This is a genomic window from Methanosarcina barkeri 3, assembly GCF_000970305.1.
Lineage (GTDB): Archaea > Halobacteriota > Methanosarcinia > Methanosarcinales > Methanosarcinaceae > Methanosarcina > Methanosarcina barkeri_A.
Window position 1 is genome coordinate 2,682,464 of record NZ_CP009517.1, and the last position, 23,170, is coordinate 2,705,633.

The following is a 23,170-nucleotide window of genomic DNA, read 5'->3' on the forward strand; positions in this document are numbered from 1 at the left end:
AATGTATAAAATATAGTTAATATTAATATAGTTCAACACAGTTCTGTTTGTATAAAACATAATTTTTTCAGTATAAACTATCTCCATGTGCAATTTAAGTTCAATTCAAAAAATTAACTTAAAATTCAGAAATTAACTTGAAATCCACAAATTAACTAAAACTTAGAAATTAACTTAAAATTCAAAAATTAACTTAAAATTCAAAAATTAACTTAAAATTCAAAAATTAACTTAAATTTATTAATAGTTTATAGATTTTCAGTTCAATCCGGTGAGATTTCCATGATATCTGAGGTAACACTTGAGAAGTCCAGACAGATGTATGAGAAAGCAAAGACCCTCATTCCTGGTGGGGTAAGCAGCCCTGTACGCGCAATAAAACCCTATCCGTTCTATACGGCATCAGCTAACGGTTCAAAAATAAAGGATCTTGACGGAAACGAATACATAGATTACTGTCTGGCTTACGGCCCTGCTCTTCTTGGGCACAATCACCCTGTAATAAAAGAAGCTATTAAGGCCCAGCTCGATAAAGGATGGCTCTACGGAACTCCTACCGAGCTTGAAGTAACCCTTGCAGAGAAAATTGCAGGGTATTATCCCAGTATCGATATGCTCCGTTTCGTATCCACGGGTACTGAAGCCACGATGAGTGCCCTTCGGCTTGCACGCGGCTTTACGGGAAGAAACAAATTCATCAAAATTGAAGGCGGATTTCACGGGGCTCATGATGCGGTTCTGGTAAAAGCAGGATCAGGAGCTACAACTCTCGGAGAGCCGGATTCGCTTGGAATACCTGCAGATTTCACGAAATATACCCTGCAAGCTCCTTATAATGATATTGAAGCAATGTCCGAGCTTGTGGAGAAGAACAGGAACGAGCTGGCTGCGGTCATCATCGAACCAGTGCTCGGGAACATAGGTCCGATAACTCCCCTTCCCGGATACCTGGAAGAACTCAGGAAACTTACCCTGGAAAACGACGTGCTTCTTATATTCGATGAGGTTATTACCGGATTCAGGCTCGCAATGGGAGGAGCACAGGAATACTTCGGGGTTGTACCCGACATGACCACTCTTGGAAAGATCGTGGGTGGAGGGCTGCCTATTGGAGTTTTTGGAGGCAAGCGTGAAATCATGGAAATGATCTCACCATCCGGCCCGGTCTACCAGGCAGGAACTTTCAGCGGAAGCCCCTGTTCCGTGGCTGCGGGCATTGCAGTGCTTGACTATCTGGAACAGGAAAAGATCCACGAAAAAGTCAATTCGAAAGGCGATTACATACGGGCTGTACTTGCAGAAATCGTTGAGGACGAAGGGCTTGATTACAGCGTATGCGGAATTGCTTCGATGTTCAAGATTTTCTTTGGAGCCGAACCTCACAACTACCAGGAGGCCCTGAAGTGTGATAAGGAAGGTTACCTTGCTTTCTTCCACAGGATGCTCGCAAGCGGAGTTTTCCTCCCTCCTTCACAGTTTGAAACAAATTTCGTCTCTGCAGCTCACAGCGAAGAAGATATCGAAAAAACTCTTAAAGCATACACTGAAAATCTTTAAGTGTATTTATTTTAAGCAGATTTGCATCTTTGAAAACGAGGATTTAATATGATCATAGGTACGCGGGGCAGTCAGCTTGCACTTGCCCAGGCCGAGAATGTTGCACGCCTTTTGAAAGCACAGGGCGTTGAAACCAGCTTGAAAATTATAAAAACCAGCGGAGACCGATTTACTGATAGGCCTCTGCATGCAGTATCGAGTGGAGTTGGGGCTTTTGTCAGAGAACTGGACGAAGTTATGCTTGCAGGAGAAATAGATATCGCTGTGCATTCCATGAAAGATATGCCAACAGTTCGTCCACCTGCCCTTCCAACCGCAGCTGTTCTGAAGCGGGATACTCCATTTGATATCCTGCTGACTTATGACGGGACACCCCTGGATGAACTGCCTGAACAGTCCATTATAGGTACCAGTTCCCTGAGGAGGACAGCCCAGATCAAGCGCTACAGGCCTGACCTTATTACTCAGGATTTAAGGGGCAATATAGATACAAGGCTCAGGAAGCTTAAAGAAGGAAAATATGATGGTATTTTGCTTGCCAAGGCAGGGCTTGAACGCCTGGGCTGGGAACTTGAAGGAGAAATTCTTTCTCCCGATTTCTTCTGCCCCTCTCCAAATCAAGGTACGGTTGCAGTTGTCACAAGGGCAGACACTGAGGCTGAAGCTGCAGTTTCCAGGCTTGACCATACCGACAGCCGGATTGCCACCGAAATTGAGCGCATCCTGATTTCCGAACTTGGGGGAGGCTGCACTACTCCTATAGGTTCTTATGCCGAAATTAAGCCTGACCGAAAAGAAATCCATGTGCGGGCAGAGGTTCTTTCCCTTGACGGAGAAGAAACTGTCGGCATAAACGAATTTATTCCTATGGCAGGAGGAATTGAAAAAGCTAGGGAACTCGGAAGCAGACTTGTACGGATGGGTGGAAAGAGACTTGCTGAAGAAGCGCTCCTGAAGCTTTCCAGAGATTCGTGCGACTCAGATGATTTGTACGAATGATAACACAAAATGATAATGCAAATCATATAACAGGGCAGAAAGGAGCCAGCTATGTATACTCTTACAGGACTTAAACTTAAAAATCCGACCATTCTTGCAGCCGGGATACTTGGCACAACCGGGGCATCGCTGTGCAGGGTTGCACGTGAAGGAGGAGCAGGTGGCGTTGTAAGCAAATCCATAGGTCCCATGCCTAAAACCGGGCATCCCAACCCAAGCATGGTCAAGTTTGAATGCGGATTTCTAAATGCCATGGGACTTCCGAATCCTTCCTATCCCAGTTTTCTCCAGGAACTCGATATTGCAAAAAAGGACTCAGGAGTTCCGGTGATTGCAAGCATATTCGGTGGAAACCCTGCCGAGTTTAAGGAAGTTGCCGAAGGTCTGCTCCCTGCGAAACCCGATGCTTTTGAGCTTAATGTAAGCTGCCCGCATGCAGAAGGATACGGAGCTGCAGTCGGCTCTAACCCCTGCCTTGTAGAGGCAATTACAGCCGCAGTAAAAGAAACGGTGAATGTGCCTGTATGGGTTAAGCTTACCCCTAATGTTTCTGACATTACCTGCATCGGTAGTGCGGCTGAATCCGGAGGCGCAGATGCGGTTGTTGCAATTAATACCTTAAAAGGGATGGCTATAGATATCGAGTCCGGATATCCTGTCCTGGGAAACCGTTCAGGCGGGCTTTCAGGAAAAGCCGTCAAACCCGTAGCTGTCAAATGTGTTTATGACCTCTATACGGCCCTAGAGATCCCTGTAATAGGAGTAGGAGGAGTATCCTCCTGGCAAGATGCAGTAGAAATGATGATGGCAGGAGCTGCGGCTGTCCAGGTCGGATCGGCTGTTTATGACAGACTTGATATCTTCTCTGAAATCAGTAAAGGTATCGAAACTTTCCTGCAGAGGAAAGGATATTCGGATGTAAAAGAATTAATAGGACTTTCCCATGAGATGGTCTGATGCTTCCTCTTAATGCTACAATAACAAGGATAGATGAAGAGTCCCCTTCGGTAAGGACTTTCTTCTTTGATTTCCAGTTTGAGACCATGAAGCCCGGCCAATTTGTAATGGTCTGGGTCAGGGGTGTGGACGAGGTGCCAATGGGCCTCTCGAGTAAGAATTCCATAACTGTCCAGAAAGTGGGGGAGGCAACTTCAAAACTTTTTGAGTTGAAAGAAGGGAATTCTTTCGGGTTAAGAGGACCTTTCGGAAAGGGCTTTTCCCTACCTTCAGAAGGAGAAAAAACTCTGGTTATTGCAGGAGGGGTCGGAGCTGCTCCCCTTGCTCCTTATGCCGAGGCAGCGAAGAGTGCAGGCTCGGAGGTGCATACTGTGCTTGGAGCGCGGAGTGCGGATGACCTTCTTTTTGAGAAACTCTTTGCAAAAACAGGAAAAATCTTCATTTCTACGGATGACGGCTCAAAGGGAACAAAGGGCTTTGTGACCGATGTGCTAAGTAGCCTCGACCTTTCAGTTTATGACAAAATTGCGGTCTGCGGGCCGGAAATAATGATGGCTTCGGTTTTCAGGCTCCTTGAAGACAGAAAAGTTCTTGAAAAATCCGAATTCAGCCTTCACCGCTATTTCAAATGTGGTTTAGGAGTTTGCGGGGCATGCTGTATAGATAAGTCCGGGCTCAGGGTTTGCAGGGACGGACCTGTGTTTTCAGGTGTGCAGCTCCTGAATTCCGAACTTGGAAAGTATACCCGGGATGCCAGTGGGCGAAGAGTTAAAATTTAAGTTTGAATATATCCTTTTAAAGAATGAAGGAAAGCAGACTAAGTCATTCCAGTAAGCAGGAGAAGACCTAGATATGATTGGAAGGTTCAGATCAGGAGATGAGATTTTTTACGGAGATATTGAAAATGGACGCGTGTATCCAAAAGGTGGAGTTCCCGCAGGAATCTTTAACCTTTCGGAACTTCGCGTCCTCCCACCTGCATCTCCTTCAAAAATAGTATGTGTCGGCCTGAACTACCGGGATCATGCCGAAGAGATGCACATGGAAATCCCGGAAGAACCTGTCCTCTTTTTGAAGCCTCCTTCAGCGGTTATCGGGCATGAAGACAAGATAATTTATCCGGAATCCAGTTCCAGAGTAGAATATGAAGCCGAACTTGCATTCGTTATAGGTAAACGTTGCAAGAATATATCAGCCTCAAAGGCCCTGGATGTAATTGCTGGTTATACCTGCTTTAACGACGTGACTGCACGGGACCTCCAGTATAAGGACGTGCAGTGGACAAGATCAAAGAGCTTTGATACCTTTGCAGCTTTTGGACCTTATCTCGCTTCTCCCGATGAAGTTAATATCTCGGATGCAAAGATTGCCTGCAAGGTAAACGGGGAAACCAGGCAGGCTTCCAGCACTTCAAACCTTATTTTTGATATTCCATATCTTATTGAATTTATCACCGAGATCATGACCCTGGAAGTAGGAGATGTCATTGCCACAGGGACCCCTCCTGGAGTTGGAGAACTTCAGCGCGGAGATATTGTGGAAGTTGAAATCCAGGGAATCGGAACACTTAGAAACGAGGTTGTCTGATGCTGCTTGAGCCAATAGGAAATGAACTTGACCTTACCGAGCGCCATCTTCTGGTGCTTAAGAAAGTGATTGAAGAAGCTCCCATCGGGATTCTAAAACTTTCAGAAGTCACCGGAATGCAGAACCATAAAGTGCGCTACTCGCTCAGAGTCCTTGAGCAAGCCAACCTTATCAAGCCCTCGGCTCAGGGTGCCGTACCCGGAGATGCGGTTCCGAAATTTCTTGAGGAATTTGAAATCGAGTTTAAGAAAATAAGCGAGAAAATATCTCGTATCCAGAAGATAGAAGATTCCATCCCAAAATAGATCCGCATTCATTTAGTAGGCGAAAAAGTTGTCTATCTTTTTTCTTTTATACTAATTCTCTTGTTCCTTTTTAACTATCTTTTCCTTTTTTGAGGGATTGACTGAACCTATCTGAATTCTAACTTTTTCAGTTATTGAAATCCTCAAGGTTTCTCCTCTACTTTTACCTCCTGATGAGTTCTCTTGTATTACATTTTATCTAAATTGAAATTTAACTAAAAAAATTTAAAAATTAAAATTACGTTAAAGTATTATTTTATTAAATGAAAAAGAATGGAGAAGGATTCGTGAAGACTAACAAAAAATTATATTCAGGAACCTTAGCTGCAGTAGCCCTGATTTTATTTTTAATATTCATTTCGTCCACGGTATCGGCAACTACAGAGCAGCCAGGAGAAGGACAAATCACTATCACAGAAGAACAAATCAACGACATTCAGTCTGAATCTTCAACTCAATTTTCGGAGTCAGCACAGAATATCAATAAGTTATATGGCATAAATTTTAGCCCCTATATGGAAGGGCAGAGCCCAGATTATGGATCTAAGATAGACAAAAAACAAGTCATGAATCGTATGAAAATAATGGCACCATATACTGAGTGGATACGAACTTATGGAACGGAAAATGGCCTGGAGTATGCTGGCCCAGTAGCTCATGAAATGGGGATTAAGACTGCAATTGGTGCATGGCTTAGTGGAGATACTGAAGCAAATGAGAGACAGATAAGTAAGTTGATCGATGAAGCTAAGGCTGGTAATGTTGATCTAGCTATAGTAGGTAGTGAAACGTTGCTAAGAAATGATCTTTCAGAAGATCAGCTTATTGAGTATATCAAGCGTGTTAAACAGTCAGTACCCGCCGGCGTTAATGTTACAACAGCCGATACATATAGCGAGCTTCTGGCTCATCCTAAGGTAATGGATGAGTGCGATGTTATCATGTATAATAGCTACCCCTACTGGGAAGGTATCAGCATTGATAAAGCAATGGATCTTCAGGACAGCCGTTATAAGAATCTAGTTAATAATGTAAAGAATAAACCAGTCATTGTCTCTGAAACCGGATGGCCCAGCGCAGGAAACACGATTGGGAATTCTGTACCATCAGCTAACAACTCAGCCACGTATTTTTATTATTTTGTGTCATGGGCACGTAATAATAGTATTCAGTATTTTTACTTTGAGGCGTTTGATGAAACATGGAAAAGTGTTAACGAAGGCCCACAGGGTGCTCACTGGGGAGTATGGGACAAAGATGGCAATATGAAGCCTGGGATGGAAAAGGTCTTAAAGATCCCTCAAGCAAGTTTTTCGGGATCTCCTATTTCAGGAAACATTCCGCTGAAGGTTCAGTTTACTGATAAAAGTGCCAATAGTCCTACTTCCTGGAAATGGAGCTTTGGAGACGGAAAATCTTCAACAACTAAAAATTCGGTACATACATACAGTAAAGCTGGAAAGTATACTGTCAGCTTGACAGTAAAGAATGCCGCCGGAACAAACACAAAAACAATAAAGGATTATATAACTGTAAAAACAGCTCCTGTAAAACCTGTTGCTGCATTCTCTGCATCCCCAACTTCAGGATATGCACCACTGAAAGTAAAATTTACTGACAAAAGTGCCAATAGTCCTACTTCCTGGAAATGGACTTTTGGAGATGGAAAAACTTCGACATCCAAGAGTCCTGCATATACCTACAGTAAAGCAGGAAAATATACTGTCAGTTTAACAGTAAAGAATGCCGCAGGAAGCAGTTCGAAAACAATAAAGAATTATATCGTCGTAAACGCATTGAAAGCTCCGGTTGCTTCTTTTTATGCTTCTCCAAGGTCAGGAAAAGTACCACTGAATGTGCAGTTTACTGACAAAAGCAGCAATAGTCCAACTTCATGGAAATGGAGCTTTGGAGACGGAACTTATTCAACAGCCAAAAACCCTGTACATAAGTACAGTAAAATCGGAAAATACACTGTCAGCTTAACAGTGAAAAACGCCAAGGGAAGCAATACTAAAACCATATCTAATTATATCATAGTAAAAAAATAAATGAATATTGTAAATTCAAACGATAATAGGACTTACGCACTTCAGGAATAAAATCAAATATAGTAAAGACTGTAGATTAAAATCACTTTTTAAACAGTTAACAGTCTTCAAACAGTTAACCGTCTGATACTGTTGATTTTTCAGTTCAACTGCGTAAGTCCTAGATAAAAAACGAAGTCAGAAAAGAGTGAGAAAGTTATTTGCTGACTTTTATCATATAGAGTAGTATTTTTGAGAGAAAAAAATTGTCAATGGTAAACCTTACTAGTGCATCGGTTCTCAAATATATACATAGTAAGAAAATAATTACAATTTATGACGCAACTATTATTTTAAAGTCATATGCAATTCTGTAACACGGAAAAGGCAGCCGGTCGTGGAGTGATTCGATCTGGATATTATAACCACGGAAAGCACGGAAGACACGGAAAAAACATACCTTTACTAGTTATCCGTGTCTTCCGTGCTTTCTGTGGTTTTCAAAAATACATTTCTGAAATAGTTTGGAATCGATGCACTAGTACGTAATAGAGTCTTCTAGAATTGGTGGAAAGGTAAAAACTATTTTTCGGGTTTACAAGGTAGTATAGAAAATATACTCAAAATGAGAAAGCAATCTGAATTAATGCTGAATTAATTATTGAATTTTTTAGATGGATCTATTATCTCTTGGAAAGAAACTAAATACTTTAACACAATTTTCGAGTTATATCCAGAAATCCACCAATAAGTAAAATTTTGAAAATGTACATATTATCGTTTGTTAGATTCAGTAATTAATTATATAAAATTATACAATTGATCATATTTTGTTGTTGGATCTAATTCTGAATATAAATAATAAGTATTTGGGAGAAGCTTCTATGACCTTAAGTCCTGAAGATATTAAAACAATTGAAAAATACGCTTATCAAAATGCTGTAAAATACGGGAAAGCCCCCCAACCTAAAGCTGTAATGGGCAAAGTTATGGGGGAGTGCCCTCAACTCAGATCTGACCCAAATGCCGTATCTGAGGCTCTTGAAGTTATTATTCCCGAGATTGCAAAGGGAAATCCTGAAACCTGGGAGGCAAAGCTTTCGGAAATTGCCCCCGAGCTTATTGAAGCCCTTAGTGTAAAAAAGGAGCCTGATAAGGGTTTAAAACCTCTTGAAGGAGCAGAAAATGGCAAGGTTGTAATGCGTTTTGCCCCGAATCCAAACGGGCCCGCAACCCTTGGTAGTGCAAGAGGAATGGTAGTTAATTCCGAATACGTGAAAATGTACAACGGAAAATTTGTCCTGCGTTTTGATGATACTGATCCTGATATAAAGCGGCCTATGCTTGAGGCTTATGACTGGTATCTCGACGACTTCAGATGGCTTGGGGTTGTGCCTGACCAGGTTGTTTATGCTTCGGATCATTTTCCTCTCTATTACGATTACGCAAGAAAACTTATCGAAATGGGCAAGGCTTATGTCTGCTTCTGTAAAGGAGAAGATTTCAAGCGGTTTAAGGATGCAAAACAGGCTTGCCCGCACAGGGATACCAGCCCTGAAGAAAACCTCATGCACTGGGAAAAAATGCTTGCCGGAGAATATGAAGACCAGCAGGCGGTGCTGAGGATCAAGACCGATATAAAGCACAAAGACCCTGCGTTGAGGGACTGGGGAGCCTTCAGGATAAGAAAAATGTCGCACCCCCGCCCTGAAATCGGGAACAAGTATATTGTCTGGCCGCTTCTTGATTTTGCAGGTGCAATCGAAGACCACGAACTGGGAATGACTCACATCATCCGGGGTAAAGACCTTATAGATAGTGAAAAGCGGCAGGGATATATCTACAAATATTTTGGCTGGAAGTACCCTAGAACAACCCACTGGGGCAGGGTCAAGATCCATGAGTTTGGAAAATTCAGTACCAGTACCCTGAGAAAAGCTATCGAGGCAGGGGAGTACAGCGGCTGGGACGACCCGAGGCTCCCTACAGTCCGGGCAATCAGGCGTCGCGGAATCCAGGCCGAAGCCCTCAAGAAGTTCATGATAGAGATGGGAGTCGGAATGACTGACGTAAGCATAAGCATGGAGTCTCTCTACGCCGAAAACCGCAAAATCGTGGACCCCATTGCAAACCGTTATTTCTTTGTCTGGGATCCTGTAGAACTGGAAATTACAGATGCGGAACCGACAGTTGCTAAGCTTCCTCTTCATCCTACTGACCATACAAGAGGACTCAGGGAAATTGCTGTAGGAAATAAGGTTCTTGTCTGCACTGAGGATGTTGAAAAATTGGAAGTGGGTTCTGTTATCCGCTTAAAAGATTTCTGCAATATAGAGGTTACTTCCCTTTCCCCGCTTCAGGCAAAGCTCTCTGATGTTTCTCTTGAAGCCCTTAAAAAAGCAAAAGCGAAAATTATCCACTGGGCCCCGCTTGACGGAATAAATGTGAAAGTACGCGGCCCTGAAGGTGATATCAATGGAATAGGTGAGCAGGGAATCGCAGCCGAACTTGACAAAATCGTACAGTTCGAACGCTTCGGTTTTTGCAGAATTGATGCAGTAAATAAAGGAGAAGTTGTGGCGTACTTTGCCCACAAATAATTTCTGGAAGAAGGTGGACAGGAAACTGTTCTCTTTTCTTTTGCTCACTTTTTTTAATTTTTTCATTTTTCCCAATTTTTTATCTGAAAGTGTCTGTAAGTTGTTAATTTGATATTTAAAAATGAGCTCACTCGGCTTTTTGGTCATTTTATAGAGAGTTTTTAATTTTGTGATTTTCAGCAGCGCTTCCTATCTAATTTCTTGACTCTTTTAAAGCTTATTTGAAACTCTCAAAAGTTTTTCTTTTATCTGTCTTTCCGCAGATGTTCTCTTAAAATGAATAATTTTCTTGCTATCGTTTTTGGAGAAATTTCCAGAAATTTAGTATTGAGATTATCTGAGATCTCAATTGTTGCTACCAAAAAACAAGAGGGAAAACCTTTACTGAATATTATAAGGTTTAAATGGATGAGTAAACGGAGACATACAATTTAAAATAATGGAAAGAGACGTGGGGAAAAACGATATCGGGAAAAATAGTGAAATTTATCAGACATCTGCGGAAAGTGGGTTTTACTTTTTTATACTGAAAAATTTCGCTATTTTTGTACGGATTTACTGCGACCTCTATTCATTTTCTCGAAATAAATTCTCTAAAATTACACATTTTCTTAAAGCTTAGATTTAAATGACAAAGTTTAAAAATGTAAATATGTCTAAATTATTAACATTTTTTATATTAAAAATAAATTAAAAGTTGAGGAGTAGGATAAATGAAAATTAACAAAAATTTGCATTCCATGGCCTTAGCTTCATCAGCCCTGGTTTTACTTTTGATTCTCGTTTCATCTACTGTATCGGCGGCTACTGAGCAAACTGCTTCGCTCAAGATCAATAAAACTCAGATTACCACCAGTGGATCAGCAGCGTTTCCTTCTATATATGGTGACAGGATAGTATGGGAGGACTGGCGTAACGGGAACCGGGATGATGGACCCTTCAATATTTACATGTACAATATCTCCACTCACAAGGAAACTCAAATTACTACCAGTGAATCGGCAGTGTCTCCTGTTATCTACGGTAACAGGATAGTATGGCTGGACGGGCGCAATGGAAACATTCAGAATGATACCGAGGGAGGACATGATGTCTACATGTACGATCTCTCCACTCACAAGGAAACTAGGATAACCAGTAGCACAATCCCTGCTGATGGATTCGGGTATGACCTCGGGATCGCTATCTCCGGTAACAGGATACTGTGGGGTGGCACATATCATTATTGCATTTATGATATTTCCACTCAGAAGGAAACTCAGGTCGACGATGTGCCAATAATCAATCCTGCTTTTTTCGGTAACATAATAGTGGGGGTATCTGATATTGATGGACGCCCGAGCAATCTCACAATGTATGATCTCTCCACTCATAAGGAAACTCAGATTACCAACAGCGGTTCAGCATTTAGTCCTGATATTGACAATAACATTATAGTGTGGGCAGATGAGCGCAGGGAAGATGAAGTTTACCACTCCGAGATCTACATGTATGATCTTTCCACTAAGAAGGAAACTCAGATTACCAATAGTAGATCAATATTTTATTATAGTCCTGCAATCTCCAAGGACAGGATAGTGTGGGAGGATTATAATAATGGAAATATTTACATGTATAATCTCTCAACTCAAGAAGAAACTCACACTAACAATACATCAGTTAGGGGAGGATTTGATTTCTATGGTGATAAGATAGTGTGGACGGATTGGGGCAATGAAAATGAAAAACCCAATGTCTACATGGGTACTCTCACCAGTTCAAACCTGCCAACTGCTGCCTTCTCTGCATCTCCAACCTCAGGAAAAGCCCCAATGAAAGTTCAGTTTATTGACAAAAGTACAGGAACACCAAAGAAATGGAAATGGAGTTTTGGAGATGGAACAACTTCAACCAAACAGAATCCAACGCATAAGTATTCCAAAGCAGGAGTTTATACTGTTAAACTTACAGTAACAAATGCTGCCGGCAGTAACACGGTAACAAAAACGAATTATATAACCGTGGCAGCAAAACCTGCTGCTGCATTCTCTGCATCTCCTACATCAGGAAAAACACCTTTAACCGTTAAATTTACTGACACAAGCGCAGGGACACCGATCAAATGGAAATGGGATTTTGGGGACGGAACAACTTCAACCAAACAGAATCCAACGCATAAGTATTCCAAAGCAGGGAAATATACAGTAACCCTCACAGTAACCAATGCAGCAGGCAGCAACACAGTAACAAAATCAAATTATATAACTGTGACAGCAAAACCAGTCGCTGCATTTTCTGCATCTCCAACTTCAGGAAAAGCTCCGTTAGACGTTAAATTTACTGACAAAAGTACCGGATCAACAACGAAATGGAAATGGGATTTTGGAGACGGAACAATTTCAACCAAGCAGAATCCAACGCATAAGTATTCCAAAGCAGGAAAATATACAGTAGCCCTCACAGTAACCAATTCGGCAGGCATCAACACGGTGACAAAATCAAATTATATAACCGTAACAAGAACTTCGCAAGCTCCCGTTGCAGATTTCTGGGGCTGGCCACTCTCAGGAAAAGCGCCACTAAAGGTAACATTTACGGAGACGAGCAAAGGATCGCCAACTTCATGGAAATGGGATTTCGGAGATGGAAAATCTTCAATAGAAAAGAGTCCAGTACACACATATTCAGCAGCAGGAACTTATACAGTTAAACTTACAGCAACAAATGCAGCAGGAAGTAGTACAAAAACAAAATGGAACTATATAAAAGTGGCAAAGTGACTGCAATTTTGAAAACGGTTGTAAACCTCCTGGGGTTCTATAAGATTAGATTTACAGTAAGTAATGTGGAAGGCAGCAGTACTGTAACGAAGACAAACTTCATAAAGGTGACAACAAACACAAGGCTGGGAACATACTCCGAAAGTAAATAAAACTGAATTGGAAAAAGAAAAAGATCAACGAGAAAGGGCAGTGATAGTATCATTGATACTATATGATAAACACGCCCTTTGACCTTATTTTACAATAATTGAAAGCCATCCTCATACTCCCAATTATTCAATAACTGGCTCCCAAGATCTAATTAATTAACTTTTTTAGCTAATGTGGAATTCTCAATGTTTTCGCTTCACGCTTTTGTGCCGAAATATTTGTGTTTCTACACTGATCCGCTTCAATCAGATATTTTTACATAAATCCTTGGAATGCGGATTCAATTAGAGTCAGTCATTTTCCAACAAACTCATAGTATTATACATTGTATATTTTCCAAAATTTTTTTTAAAAAATACAAAAATATTTTATAATATAACCTGTATAAACCTAGATGTCAACTCAGCAGTTGAACAACAGAAAGTGAAAAACCTTTCAGAAGAGTTGACCCGGCTAGAGGCCGTATTAGTAAAAAAAGTAATTATTGACCAGAAGGAATAACATCCTATGGTGGTCAGTAACAGGTTTTGAGTGATAGAAGCCAAAACTCTAATATCCGGCCCCACCTCCAATGACCGATCCCTATAATGTGATTGGAGAGTGAGACTCTGTGTGCAACGTGTCCGCCCCACATAAATCGCAGAGAACTGAATTAGATAGATTCAAAAATATTACGCAGACGTAATAAGAATCTTTGAATTACCGTATAGACCCGGCATAATTAGATTATTCATATACTCGGTCTAATTAGATAGTTCGGAAAAACATTACGAGTACGTAATATGGAATTTTGAGAAATATCTGGGAAAGAGTATGCGATTATCCTGGAGTTTTTGAGTTTGCTCAAATTCGAATTCCAACCTAGAGGCGATACGATGCTAAAAAGACAGATAGGAACCCTATTCCTGACACCATGTCTTATTTTAACAACCGTATCAACTGTTGGAGATATATAACTATCTTATAGTTTTTTGAGTTTACGCAGATTCCAAATCCAACCCAAAGGTGATACGATGCTAAAAATAAAGCAGGAAACCCTATTCCTGATACCATGTCTTAGTTTAACTGCCGTATGTGCTTTTGGGAAGAATAGGCTCTAACCCTATGGAATTTTGAGTCCACTCAAGTTCCAAACCAACCCAAAGGTGATACGATGCTAAAAAGACAGATAGGAAACTTACTCCTAGTAACATGCCTTATTTTAACAACCGTACCAGCTGCGTTAGGCGCACAGAATACAATAACTGTAAATCCGACATCTGGATCAGATGCCCAGACTGCGATTAATAATGCAATAAATTCCGTAGCATCAGAAGCAACATCAGGTAACCCGGGATATGTTATCCTAGGTGCTGGCACTTACAAGATAAGTGCACCTATAGTTTTGAAATCTAACGTGGTACTGAAAGGGGCAGGCGACGATACAATAATCTTTGCCACCGGTTCAGTTTGTAACTCCGCAGGAGCATCTGCATATATATTCGGGTCAGGTGTCTCCAACGTTGAAGTATGTGACCTTCAGTTCAAAAGTACAGCAACCGGACCAGGTGATGGAGGCCACGGAGATTATAGAAACTGCATACAGTTCAGATCTTCGAGTGATAGTAAAGTACATGATATTTTATTCACTCGCTATCTGTATGGCGACGGTGTAAGAATCAGTAAAAGTTCTGGAATAGAAGTATACAATTGCAAAATGCATTCCGTAGGACACGACGGTGTATCTTTCTTATCAGGTACTAAGAATTCCAGGATGTATAACTGTGATGTTGAGGTTCAAACCAACACAGGTGTAAGGATAGACAACTGCGCAAATATTGAAGTGGATCACAATACCTTCTCAGGTAGTGCCGGATCTGGCTGGTGCTGCGTTGAACTGGAAAATTCACTGACAAACGCAAATGTCCATCACAACATAATGCATGACTTCAAAGGCTCAAGCAGCAGTGCAGGCGTTGGAAATATCCACGCAAGCGGGTCTATTAGTGTTCATGATAACGTTATGTGGAATGTGTCACCTTACGTTGCAGTAGGATCAGGCTCAAACATATTAGGACCGTCAGATCACAGTGTTGAGAATTGGGTAGCAAAAGGGTACGGATACGGCTCTCTTGACAACTAATTCAACAAACACGATGAGACGTTGCAAATTAAGAGTTCTGCAACATAAAGGTGCAACATAAAGTACCGAATTGTATAGTTCGAGCTGTATAGTTCGAACATCTTCAGTTTTTGCAGAACAACGGAAGAGGAGAGAAAAAGTTGTGGCTTATTTTGCCCACAAATAATTATCTGGAAGAAAGTGGACATGAAACTGTTTCCTCTTTCTTTAATTCACTTTTATTCTTCTTTCTTTAGTTCACTTTTATTTTTCTTTGATTCACTTTTATTCTTCTTTCTTTGATTCACTTTTATTCTTCTTTCTTTGATTCACTTTTATTCTTCTTTCTTTGATTCACTTTTATTCCTCTCTCTTTAATTCACTTTTACTTTTATTTTTGTATCTTTTTATGCCTGCTGAACACCATACGCAGTTTTTTACATTATCTAGACATATCTTCCTTGAAAATTATATAGATTGATTACTCATAATAAGTATCATATATTAGGCAGTTAATAATTATAGCCAGTTGTGTATTAAGAAAATGCCTAAAGAAAACTAAGTTTTCCGTTTTTACTTTTTTTACCGAAAAATCCTGGGAATTTTTAAACGGATTGATTGATCCAGCTCCTGTAAATGAAAATTTTCCTTATTAGGGAATTTACGAGTCCGATATTACGAGTCCGATATTTAAAAGAAATATCAAAATTAGGAGCGTATCCGGTATTTTAGACTAGGCATTCTAAATAAACCTGGAGGAATATAAATGGGGAACAAACGAAAGTTGTGTTCATTAGCCTTAGTTTCAACATTTATGATTTTACTTTTAATAATTGTTTCATCCATAGCATCTGCAACTACTGAACAGAATGCTCAGCTCAAGATCATTGAGACTCGAATAACCACCAGTGAATCAGCAATTCATTCGGCAGTTTATGGTGAGAAGATAGTGTGGGAAGACTATCGCAATGAAGATTCTACGAGTATCTACATGTACAATCTCTCCACTCACAAAGAATCTCAAATCACTAATAATGAATCAAACCAGTGTTATCCAGCCATCTACGATGACAAAATCATGTATGAGGACGATCGTAATGGAAATTGGGATATCTATATGTACGATTTATCCAATTCCAAAGAAACTCAGATAACCACCAATACATCAGATCAGTACTATCCTGCAATCTACGGTAACAAGATAGTGTGGCAAGATTGGCGCAATGATAATGGAAGTCAGACTAATAGTGATATCTACATGTACAATCTTTCTACTAAAAAAGAAACTCAGATAACCACTAATACAGCAGATTCATGTTATCCTATAATTTATGGTAGCAAGATAGTATGGATGGACGATAGCAATGACGAGTATTTTCTACGCGGTGATATCTACATTTACGATTTATCCACTAAAAAGCAAACCCAGATTACAACAAGTGGAGCAGCCCGCTATCCTAAAATCTATGGTAATAGGATAATCTGGGATGATCGTCAGAATATCTCAGTGTATGACCTATCTACTCACAATGAAACTATAATTAGCGTCTATGGGGATATGGGATCTACTGCTATCTATGGTGATAAAATAGTATGGGGGGAAGGATGTCCTCCCGAAGCTGGGGATTGCCAGATGTACGATCTCTATATGTACAATCTCTCCACTTCCAAAAAGATTCAGCTCACAGACAACGGATCACCGAAGGGTAAGGTCTCTATGTTTCAGAATAGGATAACTTGGACAGATTATCGAAATTTTGTAAATAACCCATACCAAGACCCATATTCAAATCCAGATATTTATCTGATAACTCTTGATTCAATCTCTCCGGTTGCTGCTTTTTCGGCATATCCAACCTCAGGAAAAGCACCATTGATTGTGAAATTTACCGACAAAAGTGCAGACTCGCCAACAAAATGGAAATGGAATTTTGGAGACGGAACAACTTCAACCAAACAGAGCCCAACTCATAAGTATTCCAAATTAGGAAGTTATACTGTTAAACTTACAGCAACAAATGCTGAAGGTAGTAACACAGCAACAAAAACAGATTATATAAAAGTGGTAACAAAACCGGTTGCAATCTTCTCTGCGAAACCTACCTCAGGAAAAGCGCCATTAACTGTTGTTTTTACTGATAAAAGTACAGGAATAGTAACTAAGTGGAAATGGAGTTTTGGAGACGGAAAAACTTCAACTCAGCAGAATCCGAAACATCAATATCTACAGGAAGGAAACTATAAAATTACACTTACAGTAAGCAATGCAGCAGGCAGCAATACTATAACGAAGACAAATTTCATAAAAGTGACAACAAATACAAGACCGGGAATATACTCCGAAAGCAAATAAACTCTTAAATTAAAAATTATGAAAAAGATTGATACTAGAGGAGTGGGAGATTACTTATTAAATCTGACAAAAGGATTACGTTTCCCTTTTTTCCCAGATATGAAATTTAAACGTTTTTTGCCAAATCTGAGACTTAACCTTCTCTTTTTGATTTTAAGTGATTTATAATGCTTTAAATAATTCGACCTTTAAATCGATTTTAGACTTTTAATTAGTACTTACAATTGAAGTGTTCTCAGTTAGTATCTACAATTTAGCTGAGAAAGATAATGACGCTAAAACTTGAATTGCTTTAATAATAAAACATTGATTAAATATTAACTTAGTTTTACAGATTAAATAATTGAGAATAAAACATTGATTAAATATTAACTCAGTTTTACAGATTAAATAATTGAGAATAAAACATTGATTAAATATTAACCTGATTTTACAGATTAAATAATTGATAATAAAAATATAATAAACTTGAAAAGTGCTTTATATAAGGACAAGATATCACTATTTTTGGAGAATTTTTGCAAATTTTTTACTTTCTTGTAGAGAAAATTTCACAGCCGACCATTTGAAAAAGTTGAGGGAGAATTTTGAAGATCCCACCGTATATTGAAAATATCACAATAACGAAAGATAGAGGAGTAGGATAAATGAAAACTAACAAAAAATTGAATTCAGTAGCTTTGACATCAATAGCTCTGATTTTATTTTTAATTTTCGTTTCATCTGCGGCATCAGCAGCTACTGAGCGAAGTACTTCGTCTCTTGGGAAATATGCATATATTACAAACGAGTTGGACAGTACTCTCTCCATAATTGACACAACAACAAACACTGTCACAGCTACCGTGCCTGCAGGAAACGAACCTGCTGCAGTTGCAGTTAACCCGGATGGGACAAAGGTATATGTGGCGAATTTTTACCTGTGGAACGATGAAACTATCCTTTCAGAATCAACTGACACAAAGTTAGCATTCTTAGAGAGAACAGCGGAACATGTGGCAAGCGATGAAGGAGCCATCTCTGTAATTGACACAGCAACAAACACCCTTAAAGCTACTGTGCCTGTAGGAAGCCTCCCTGCCGGAGTTGCAGTCAGTCCGGACGGAACAAAGGTATATGTAGCGAACCGGGGTAGCAACACTGTTTCTGTAATCGACGCAGCTACAAATACTGTTACAGCCATTATGGATGTAGGGAGCGGTCCTAATGGAATTGCAGCTAGTCCGGACGGAACAAATGTATATGTAACGAATATGTACAGTGACACTGTTTCTGTAATCGACGCAGCTACAAATACTGTTACAGCTACAGTGACCATAGGAAGCTATCCCTGGGGAGTTGCAGTTAGCCCGAGTGGAACAAAGGTATACGTATCAAGCACCGGTAGTGATACTGTCTCTGTAATTGACACCGCAACAAACAAGGTTACAGCCACGGTGCCTGTAGGAAGTTCTCCAATTGGAATTGCAGTCAAACCGGACGGAACAAAGGTGTACGTAGCGAACGAAGAAAGTAACACTATCTCCGTAATTGACACAGCTACAAACAAGGTTACAGCTACAGTGACTGTAGGAAACTATCCTCTGGGAATTGCAGTCAAACCGGATGGAACAAAAGTATATGTGGCAAATTCTAACAGCAATACTGTATCTGTAATTGATGCAGCTACAAACAAGGTTACAGTCACTATTCCTGTAGGAAATGAACCTATTGCTTTCGGGCAGTTTATAGGTCCTCTCTCACTGGCTCCTTTCGCAAGTTTTTCTGCGAAATCAACAGAAGGAAAAGCTCCGTTAACTGTTGCCTTTACTGACAAAAGCACAAGATCTCCAACTAAATGGAAATGGGAATTTGGAGACGGAACAACTTCAACCAAACAGAACCCAACTCATAAGTATTCCAAAGTAGGAAGTTATACTGTTAAACTTACAGTAACAAATGCCAAAGGCAACAACACGGCAACAAAACCAGATTATATAAAAGTGGTAACAAAACCGGTTGCAAACTTCTCTGCGAAACCTACTTCAGGAAAAGCCCCATTAACTGTCGATTTTACTGACAAAAGCACAGGAATAGCAACTAAGTGGAAATGGAGCTTTGGGGACGGAAAAGTTTCAACAGAAAAGAATCCCAAACACCGATATTTACAGGAAAGAAACTATAAAGTCACACTTACGGTAAGCAATTTGGCAGGCAGCAGTACTATAATGAAGACAAATTTCATAAAGGTGACAACAAACACAAAGCCGGGAATATACTCCGAAAGTAAATAAAACTGAATTGAAAAAAGAAAAAGATCAAGGCTAAAAGGTAATTGGGATTATTGCTCAAGTGAAATAAAACCATCCTTTTACCTTGTTTGACTGAATTCATAAGTATTTGTAGATTTACAATTTTTCAACGCCTTAGTATCAATGTAAAAATTTTGACTTTTTTAAGCTGATTTGAAATTCTTAATGTCTTCTTTTGTGTTTTTTTCGCTGCAGAGTCGAGAAGTCCATACAAGACTCATTTATACTGGCATCTTTTTCTTGAGTAAACTTTCGTAAATTAAAGAATTTTTGTAAAACTAATATTCAAAGAGAAAGCTAAAAATTGACATATGTTCCAGAATATAACTATTCTGTTATAAAAAAACAAATTAAATAAAGGTAGGATAATGAACATCAACAAAAAACTACATTCAATAGCCTTTGCATCAGTAACTGTAATTTTATATTTAATTTTTGTTTCTTCTGCAGCATCGGCAGTTACTGAACAAAGCGCTTCGCCAGCGGAGTCATATGCATATATTACGAACAATTGGAACAGCTCTGTCTCGGTAGTTAACACAGCTATGGATACTGTTATAACTACTATACCTGTAGGAAGCAATCCTGATGGAGTTGCAGTTAACCCGACTGGAAAGGTATATGTGACGAACAATGGGGATAACACTATCTCGGTAATTGATACAGCTACAAATACGGTTACAGCAACTGTACTTGTAGGAAGCAATCCTGATGGAGTTGCAGTAAACCCGGCTGGAACAAGGGTATATGTAACGAACGCTAACAGTGATACTGTATCTGTTATTGACACAGCAACAAATAAGGTTACAGCCACGGTGCCTGTAGGAAGCTATCCCTGGGGAGTTGCTGTTAACCCGGATGGAACAAAGGCGTATGCGGTGAACTATAATAGTAATACTGTCTCCGTAATTGACACAGCAACAAATAAAGTTGCAGCCACTATTTCTGTAGAAGAATATCCTTCAGGAGTTGCAGTAAGCCCGACAGGAACAAAGGCTTATGTAACTAATAATTATAATGTCTCGGTAATTGACACTACGACAAACAAAGTTACAGCCACTGTGCCTGTAGGAAGCTTGGCTTGGGGAATTGCAGTTAATCCCGACGGGACAAAGGTATATGTGACAAACTCTGACAATGACACTGTTTCTGTAATTGATACGGCAACAAATAAGGTTACAGCCACGGTGCCTGTAGGAAGTGGTCCGGAAGGAATTGCAGTTAACCCGGATGGAACAAAAGTATATGTGGCGAACTATTACAGTGGCACCATCTCTGTAATTAACACAACAACTAATAATGTCACAGCCACAATAAATATAGGATACTATCCAGTTGCTTTCGGGCAGTTTATAGGTTCTGTCCCAGTACCAGAACCAGTAATCCCTGTTGCAAATTTCAGCAGCAATGTCACTGCTGGTTATGCCCCTCTTTCAGTTAAGTTTGTTGATATTTCGAAAAATGCGACAGAATGGAAATGGGATTTTGGAGACGGAACAACTTCAACTCAGCAGAGTCCGGTTCATAAGTATTCAAAGGCAGGAACATATACTGTAAACTTAACAGTAAAAAATGCTGAAGGCAGCAATACAACAATAAAAACAGACTATATAAAAGTGACAGCAAAACCTGTTGCAAACTTCACCAGCAGTGTTACATCAGGAAAAGTGCCATTAAATGTCGTCTTTACTGACACAAGCACAGGAACGCCTGCTGGATGGAAATGGAACTTTGGAGATGGAACTACTTCAACCCAGCAGAAACCGACTCATAAGTACTCTAAAGCAGGAACATATACTGTAAACTTAACGGTAAAGAACGCTGCAGGTAGTAACACGGCAACAAAAACAGATTATATAAGTGTGACAGAAAAACCGGTTGCAAACTTCACCAGCAGTGTTACATCAGGAAAATTACCATTAAGTGTTACCTTTACTGATAAAAGTACTGGGACACCAACTAAATGGAAATGGAGTTTCGGAGACGGAACTACTTCAACCCAGCAGAATCCCATTCATAAGTATTCAAAGGCAGGAACATATACTGTAAACTTAACAGTAACGAATACTATAGGCAGTATCACTGTAACAAAAACAAACTATATAAAAGTTGTAACAAAACCGGTTGCAGACTTCACCAGTAGTGTTACATCAGGAAAAGCACCAATAAATATCGCCTTCAGTGATACAAGCACAGAAACACCAATAAAGTGGCAGTGGAATTTTGGAGACGGGACAACCTCAACCCAGCAGAATCCCATTCATAAGTATTCAAAGGCAGGAACATATACTGTAAACTTAACAGTAACGAATGCTGCAGGCAGTAACACGGCAACAAAAACAAATTATATAAAAGTGATAGAAAAACCGATTGCTGCAATCTCTGCGAAGTCTACCTCATGAAAACAACAATAAATGTCGCTTTTACTGACAAGAGTACAGGAACACAACTTCACGGAAATGTAAATTTGGAGATGAAACAAACTCAATAGTTTAAATTTGATATGTGAGTGTTCAAAAGCAAGAAATTATACGGTGACATTACAGTAAGCAACGCTGCTATAACACAATAACAAAAACGAATACATAAAAACAAATCACGTAAAAACAGACTACGTAAAAACAGACTACGTAAAAACAGACTACGTAAAAACAAATTACATAAAAGTACAACAAATACAAGATCAGATAAACACTGAAAGCAGTAGCCCTTAAATTGAAAAAAGAAAAAGATCACAAGACTAAAGGGTAGTGGGGAAATCATTTATTAAGTCTGACAAAAAATTATTTTTGTCTTATTTGATCAGAGTTGAGAATTTGCCTTCTCTTTTCGCTTTGAGTGATTAATTCTGGTCCTAAATATTGAGTTTTTTACTCCATTTGAGACTTTTAAAATCCAGTTATTTTTATGCCAAATATCCGTTTTTTCTATATAAATCCATATTTACCACTGTTTTATGGGAAAAACTCCCGTAAATTGAATGATCTACATAAATCTGCATTTCATAAATTTATATAGTATTTTTACATTTTCATCTTTTTATATTTTAATTTTTTACTTATAAACTTTTAGTTTTTTTACATGTAGTTTTTAAATTATTTATATAGGTTCATTTTAGAATTCAAAATTTATTATTTATTATTCTTTTTGAAAAATTATAGAATTTACGATACTAGAAACATACCCCCAAAAATTTTGATAGTTGAAAACAAAATAGCTTTTAGGATAGGCTCAATAAATGTAGTCTTTCTGAAATTGGTTTTTGTATTTCTGAGACTTCCAATTTATAATAATTGATTAACTTTTTTAGATAGTACTCAGGCATCAAGGTTTAATTTTTCTATAAAAATCTGGCTTATAAAACTATTAAGGAAAGGTTAGTATATGTAATAGTGCACTAGATATAAAGTAAAATTATACACTATAGTATTATAAAATTGAAAATAAGTCATAAGGCCTATATAAAGAGGAATGTTTT

14 protein-coding genes are annotated in these 23,170 nt (G+C 39.3%); all 14 read left to right on the forward strand.

The window, feature by feature from the left end; genetic code table 11:
* The first annotated feature begins 282 nt into the window (after nucleotides 1-282).
* A complete protein-coding gene (gene hemL, locus MSBR3_RS10785; RefSeq protein ID WP_048108086.1) occupies nucleotides 283-1,557 on the forward strand; it encodes a glutamate-1-semialdehyde 2,1-aminomutase in 1,275 nt (424 codons plus the stop codon).
* 48 nt (nucleotides 1,558-1,605) lie between these two features.
* Nucleotides 1,606-2,556 carry a hydroxymethylbilane synthase gene (gene hemC, locus MSBR3_RS10790; protein ID WP_048108087.1) on the forward strand — a complete coding sequence of 317 codons (951 nt, stop codon included), beginning with the start codon at nucleotides 1,606-1,608 and terminating at the stop codon, nucleotides 2,554-2,556.
* Nucleotides 2,557-2,607: 51 nt separating this feature from the next.
* Nucleotides 2,608-3,513, forward strand: a complete 906-nt coding sequence (locus MSBR3_RS10795) for a dihydroorotate dehydrogenase (RefSeq protein ID WP_048108088.1) — start codon at nucleotides 2,608-2,610, stop codon at nucleotides 3,511-3,513.
* On the forward strand, nucleotides 3,513-4,292 hold the full coding sequence (locus MSBR3_RS10800; protein ID WP_048108089.1) for a dihydroorotate dehydrogenase electron transfer subunit: 780 nt from the start codon (nucleotides 3,513-3,515) through the stop codon (nucleotides 4,290-4,292). Before MSBR3_RS10795 ends, MSBR3_RS10800 begins: the two co-directional genes overlap by 1 nt.
* Before the next feature lie 73 nt (nucleotides 4,293-4,365).
* On the forward strand, nucleotides 4,366-5,100 hold the full coding sequence (locus MSBR3_RS10805) for a fumarylacetoacetate hydrolase family protein (protein WP_048108091.1): 735 nt from the start codon (nucleotides 4,366-4,368) through the stop codon (nucleotides 5,098-5,100).
* Complete coding sequence (locus tag MSBR3_RS10810; RefSeq protein WP_052723368.1) at nucleotides 5,100-5,405, forward strand: hypothetical protein; 306 nt, start codon at nucleotides 5,100-5,102, stop codon at nucleotides 5,403-5,405. Before MSBR3_RS10805 ends, MSBR3_RS10810 begins: the two co-directional genes overlap by 1 nt.
* Before the next feature lie 287 nt (nucleotides 5,406-5,692).
* Nucleotides 5,693-7,456 (forward strand): PKD domain-containing protein, encoded by a 1,764-nt coding sequence (locus MSBR3_RS18955; protein ID WP_196296942.1) that lies wholly within the window; start codon nucleotides 5,693-5,695, stop codon nucleotides 7,454-7,456.
* A gap of 863 nt (nucleotides 7,457-8,319) precedes the next feature.
* Nucleotides 8,320-10,035: a glutamate--tRNA ligase gene (locus MSBR3_RS10820; protein ID WP_048108093.1), complete on the forward strand. Its 1,716-nt coding sequence runs from the start codon at nucleotides 8,320-8,322 to the stop codon at nucleotides 10,033-10,035.
* A 713-nt stretch (nucleotides 10,036-10,748) separates the two neighbouring features.
* Nucleotides 10,749-12,794 carry a PKD domain-containing protein gene (locus MSBR3_RS18960; RefSeq protein ID WP_052723370.1) on the forward strand — a complete coding sequence of 682 codons (2,046 nt, stop codon included), beginning with the start codon at nucleotides 10,749-10,751 and terminating at the stop codon, nucleotides 12,792-12,794.
* Nucleotides 12,791-12,946 carry a hypothetical protein gene (locus MSBR3_RS10830; protein ID WP_155396797.1) on the forward strand — a complete coding sequence of 52 codons (156 nt, stop codon included), beginning with the start codon at nucleotides 12,791-12,793 and terminating at the stop codon, nucleotides 12,944-12,946. The genes MSBR3_RS18960 and MSBR3_RS10830 overlap by 4 nt, the downstream gene beginning before the upstream one ends.
* Nucleotides 12,947-14,100: 1,154 nt before the next feature.
* Entirely contained in the window at nucleotides 14,101-15,069 is a 969-nt protein-coding gene (locus MSBR3_RS10835) for a right-handed parallel beta-helix repeat-containing protein (RefSeq protein WP_048110378.1), read from the forward strand.
* A 745-nt stretch (nucleotides 15,070-15,814) separates the two neighbouring features.
* The gene (locus MSBR3_RS10840; RefSeq protein WP_052723371.1) at nucleotides 15,815-17,401 is read left to right on the forward strand and encodes a PKD domain-containing protein; all 1,587 of its coding nucleotides are present in this window, start codon (nucleotides 15,815-15,817) and stop codon (nucleotides 17,399-17,401) included.
* A 647-nt stretch (nucleotides 17,402-18,048) separates the two neighbouring features.
* A complete protein-coding gene (locus tag MSBR3_RS21630) occupies nucleotides 18,049-19,674 on the forward strand; it encodes a PKD domain-containing protein (protein WP_052723372.1) in 1,626 nt (541 codons plus the stop codon).
* Between the two features lie 386 nt (nucleotides 19,675-20,060).
* Entirely contained in the window at nucleotides 20,061-22,094 is a 2,034-nt protein-coding gene (locus MSBR3_RS21055) for a PKD domain-containing protein (protein WP_052723373.1), read from the forward strand.
* Nucleotides 22,095-23,170: the final 1,076 nt, after the last annotated feature.

Excerpts from the sequence above, each read along its gene's own strand:
- hemL (WP_048108086.1), top strand. The coding sequence starts at position 283 with ATGATATCTGAGGTAACACTTGAGAAGTCCAGACAGATGTATGAGAAA.
- hemC (WP_048108087.1), top strand. The coding sequence starts at position 1,606 with ATGATCATAGGTACGCGGGGCAGTCAGCTTGCACTTGCCCAGGCCGAG.
- MSBR3_RS10795 (WP_048108088.1), top strand. The coding sequence starts at position 2,608 with ATGTATACTCTTACAGGACTTAAACTTAAAAATCCGACCATTCTTGCA.
- MSBR3_RS10800 (WP_048108089.1), top strand. The coding sequence starts at position 3,513 with ATGCTTCCTCTTAATGCTACAATAACAAGGATAGATGAAGAGTCCCCT.
- MSBR3_RS10805 (WP_048108091.1), top strand. The coding sequence starts at position 4,366 with ATGATTGGAAGGTTCAGATCAGGAGATGAGATTTTTTACGGAGATATT.
- MSBR3_RS10810 (WP_052723368.1), top strand. The coding sequence starts at position 5,100 with ATGCTGCTTGAGCCAATAGGAAATGAACTTGACCTTACCGAGCGCCAT.
- MSBR3_RS10820 (WP_048108093.1), top strand. The coding sequence starts at position 8,320 with ATGACCTTAAGTCCTGAAGATATTAAAACAATTGAAAAATACGCTTAT.
- MSBR3_RS18960 (WP_052723370.1), top strand. The coding sequence starts at position 10,749 with ATGAAAATTAACAAAAATTTGCATTCCATGGCCTTAGCTTCATCAGCC.
- MSBR3_RS10835 (WP_048110378.1), top strand. The coding sequence starts at position 14,101 with ATGCTAAAAAGACAGATAGGAAACTTACTCCTAGTAACATGCCTTATT.
- MSBR3_RS10840 (WP_052723371.1), top strand. The coding sequence starts at position 15,815 with ATGGGGAACAAACGAAAGTTGTGTTCATTAGCCTTAGTTTCAACATTT.
- MSBR3_RS21630 (WP_052723372.1), top strand. The coding sequence starts at position 18,049 with ATGAAAACTAACAAAAAATTGAATTCAGTAGCTTTGACATCAATAGCT.
- MSBR3_RS21055 (WP_052723373.1), top strand. The coding sequence starts at position 20,061 with ATGAACATCAACAAAAAACTACATTCAATAGCCTTTGCATCAGTAACT.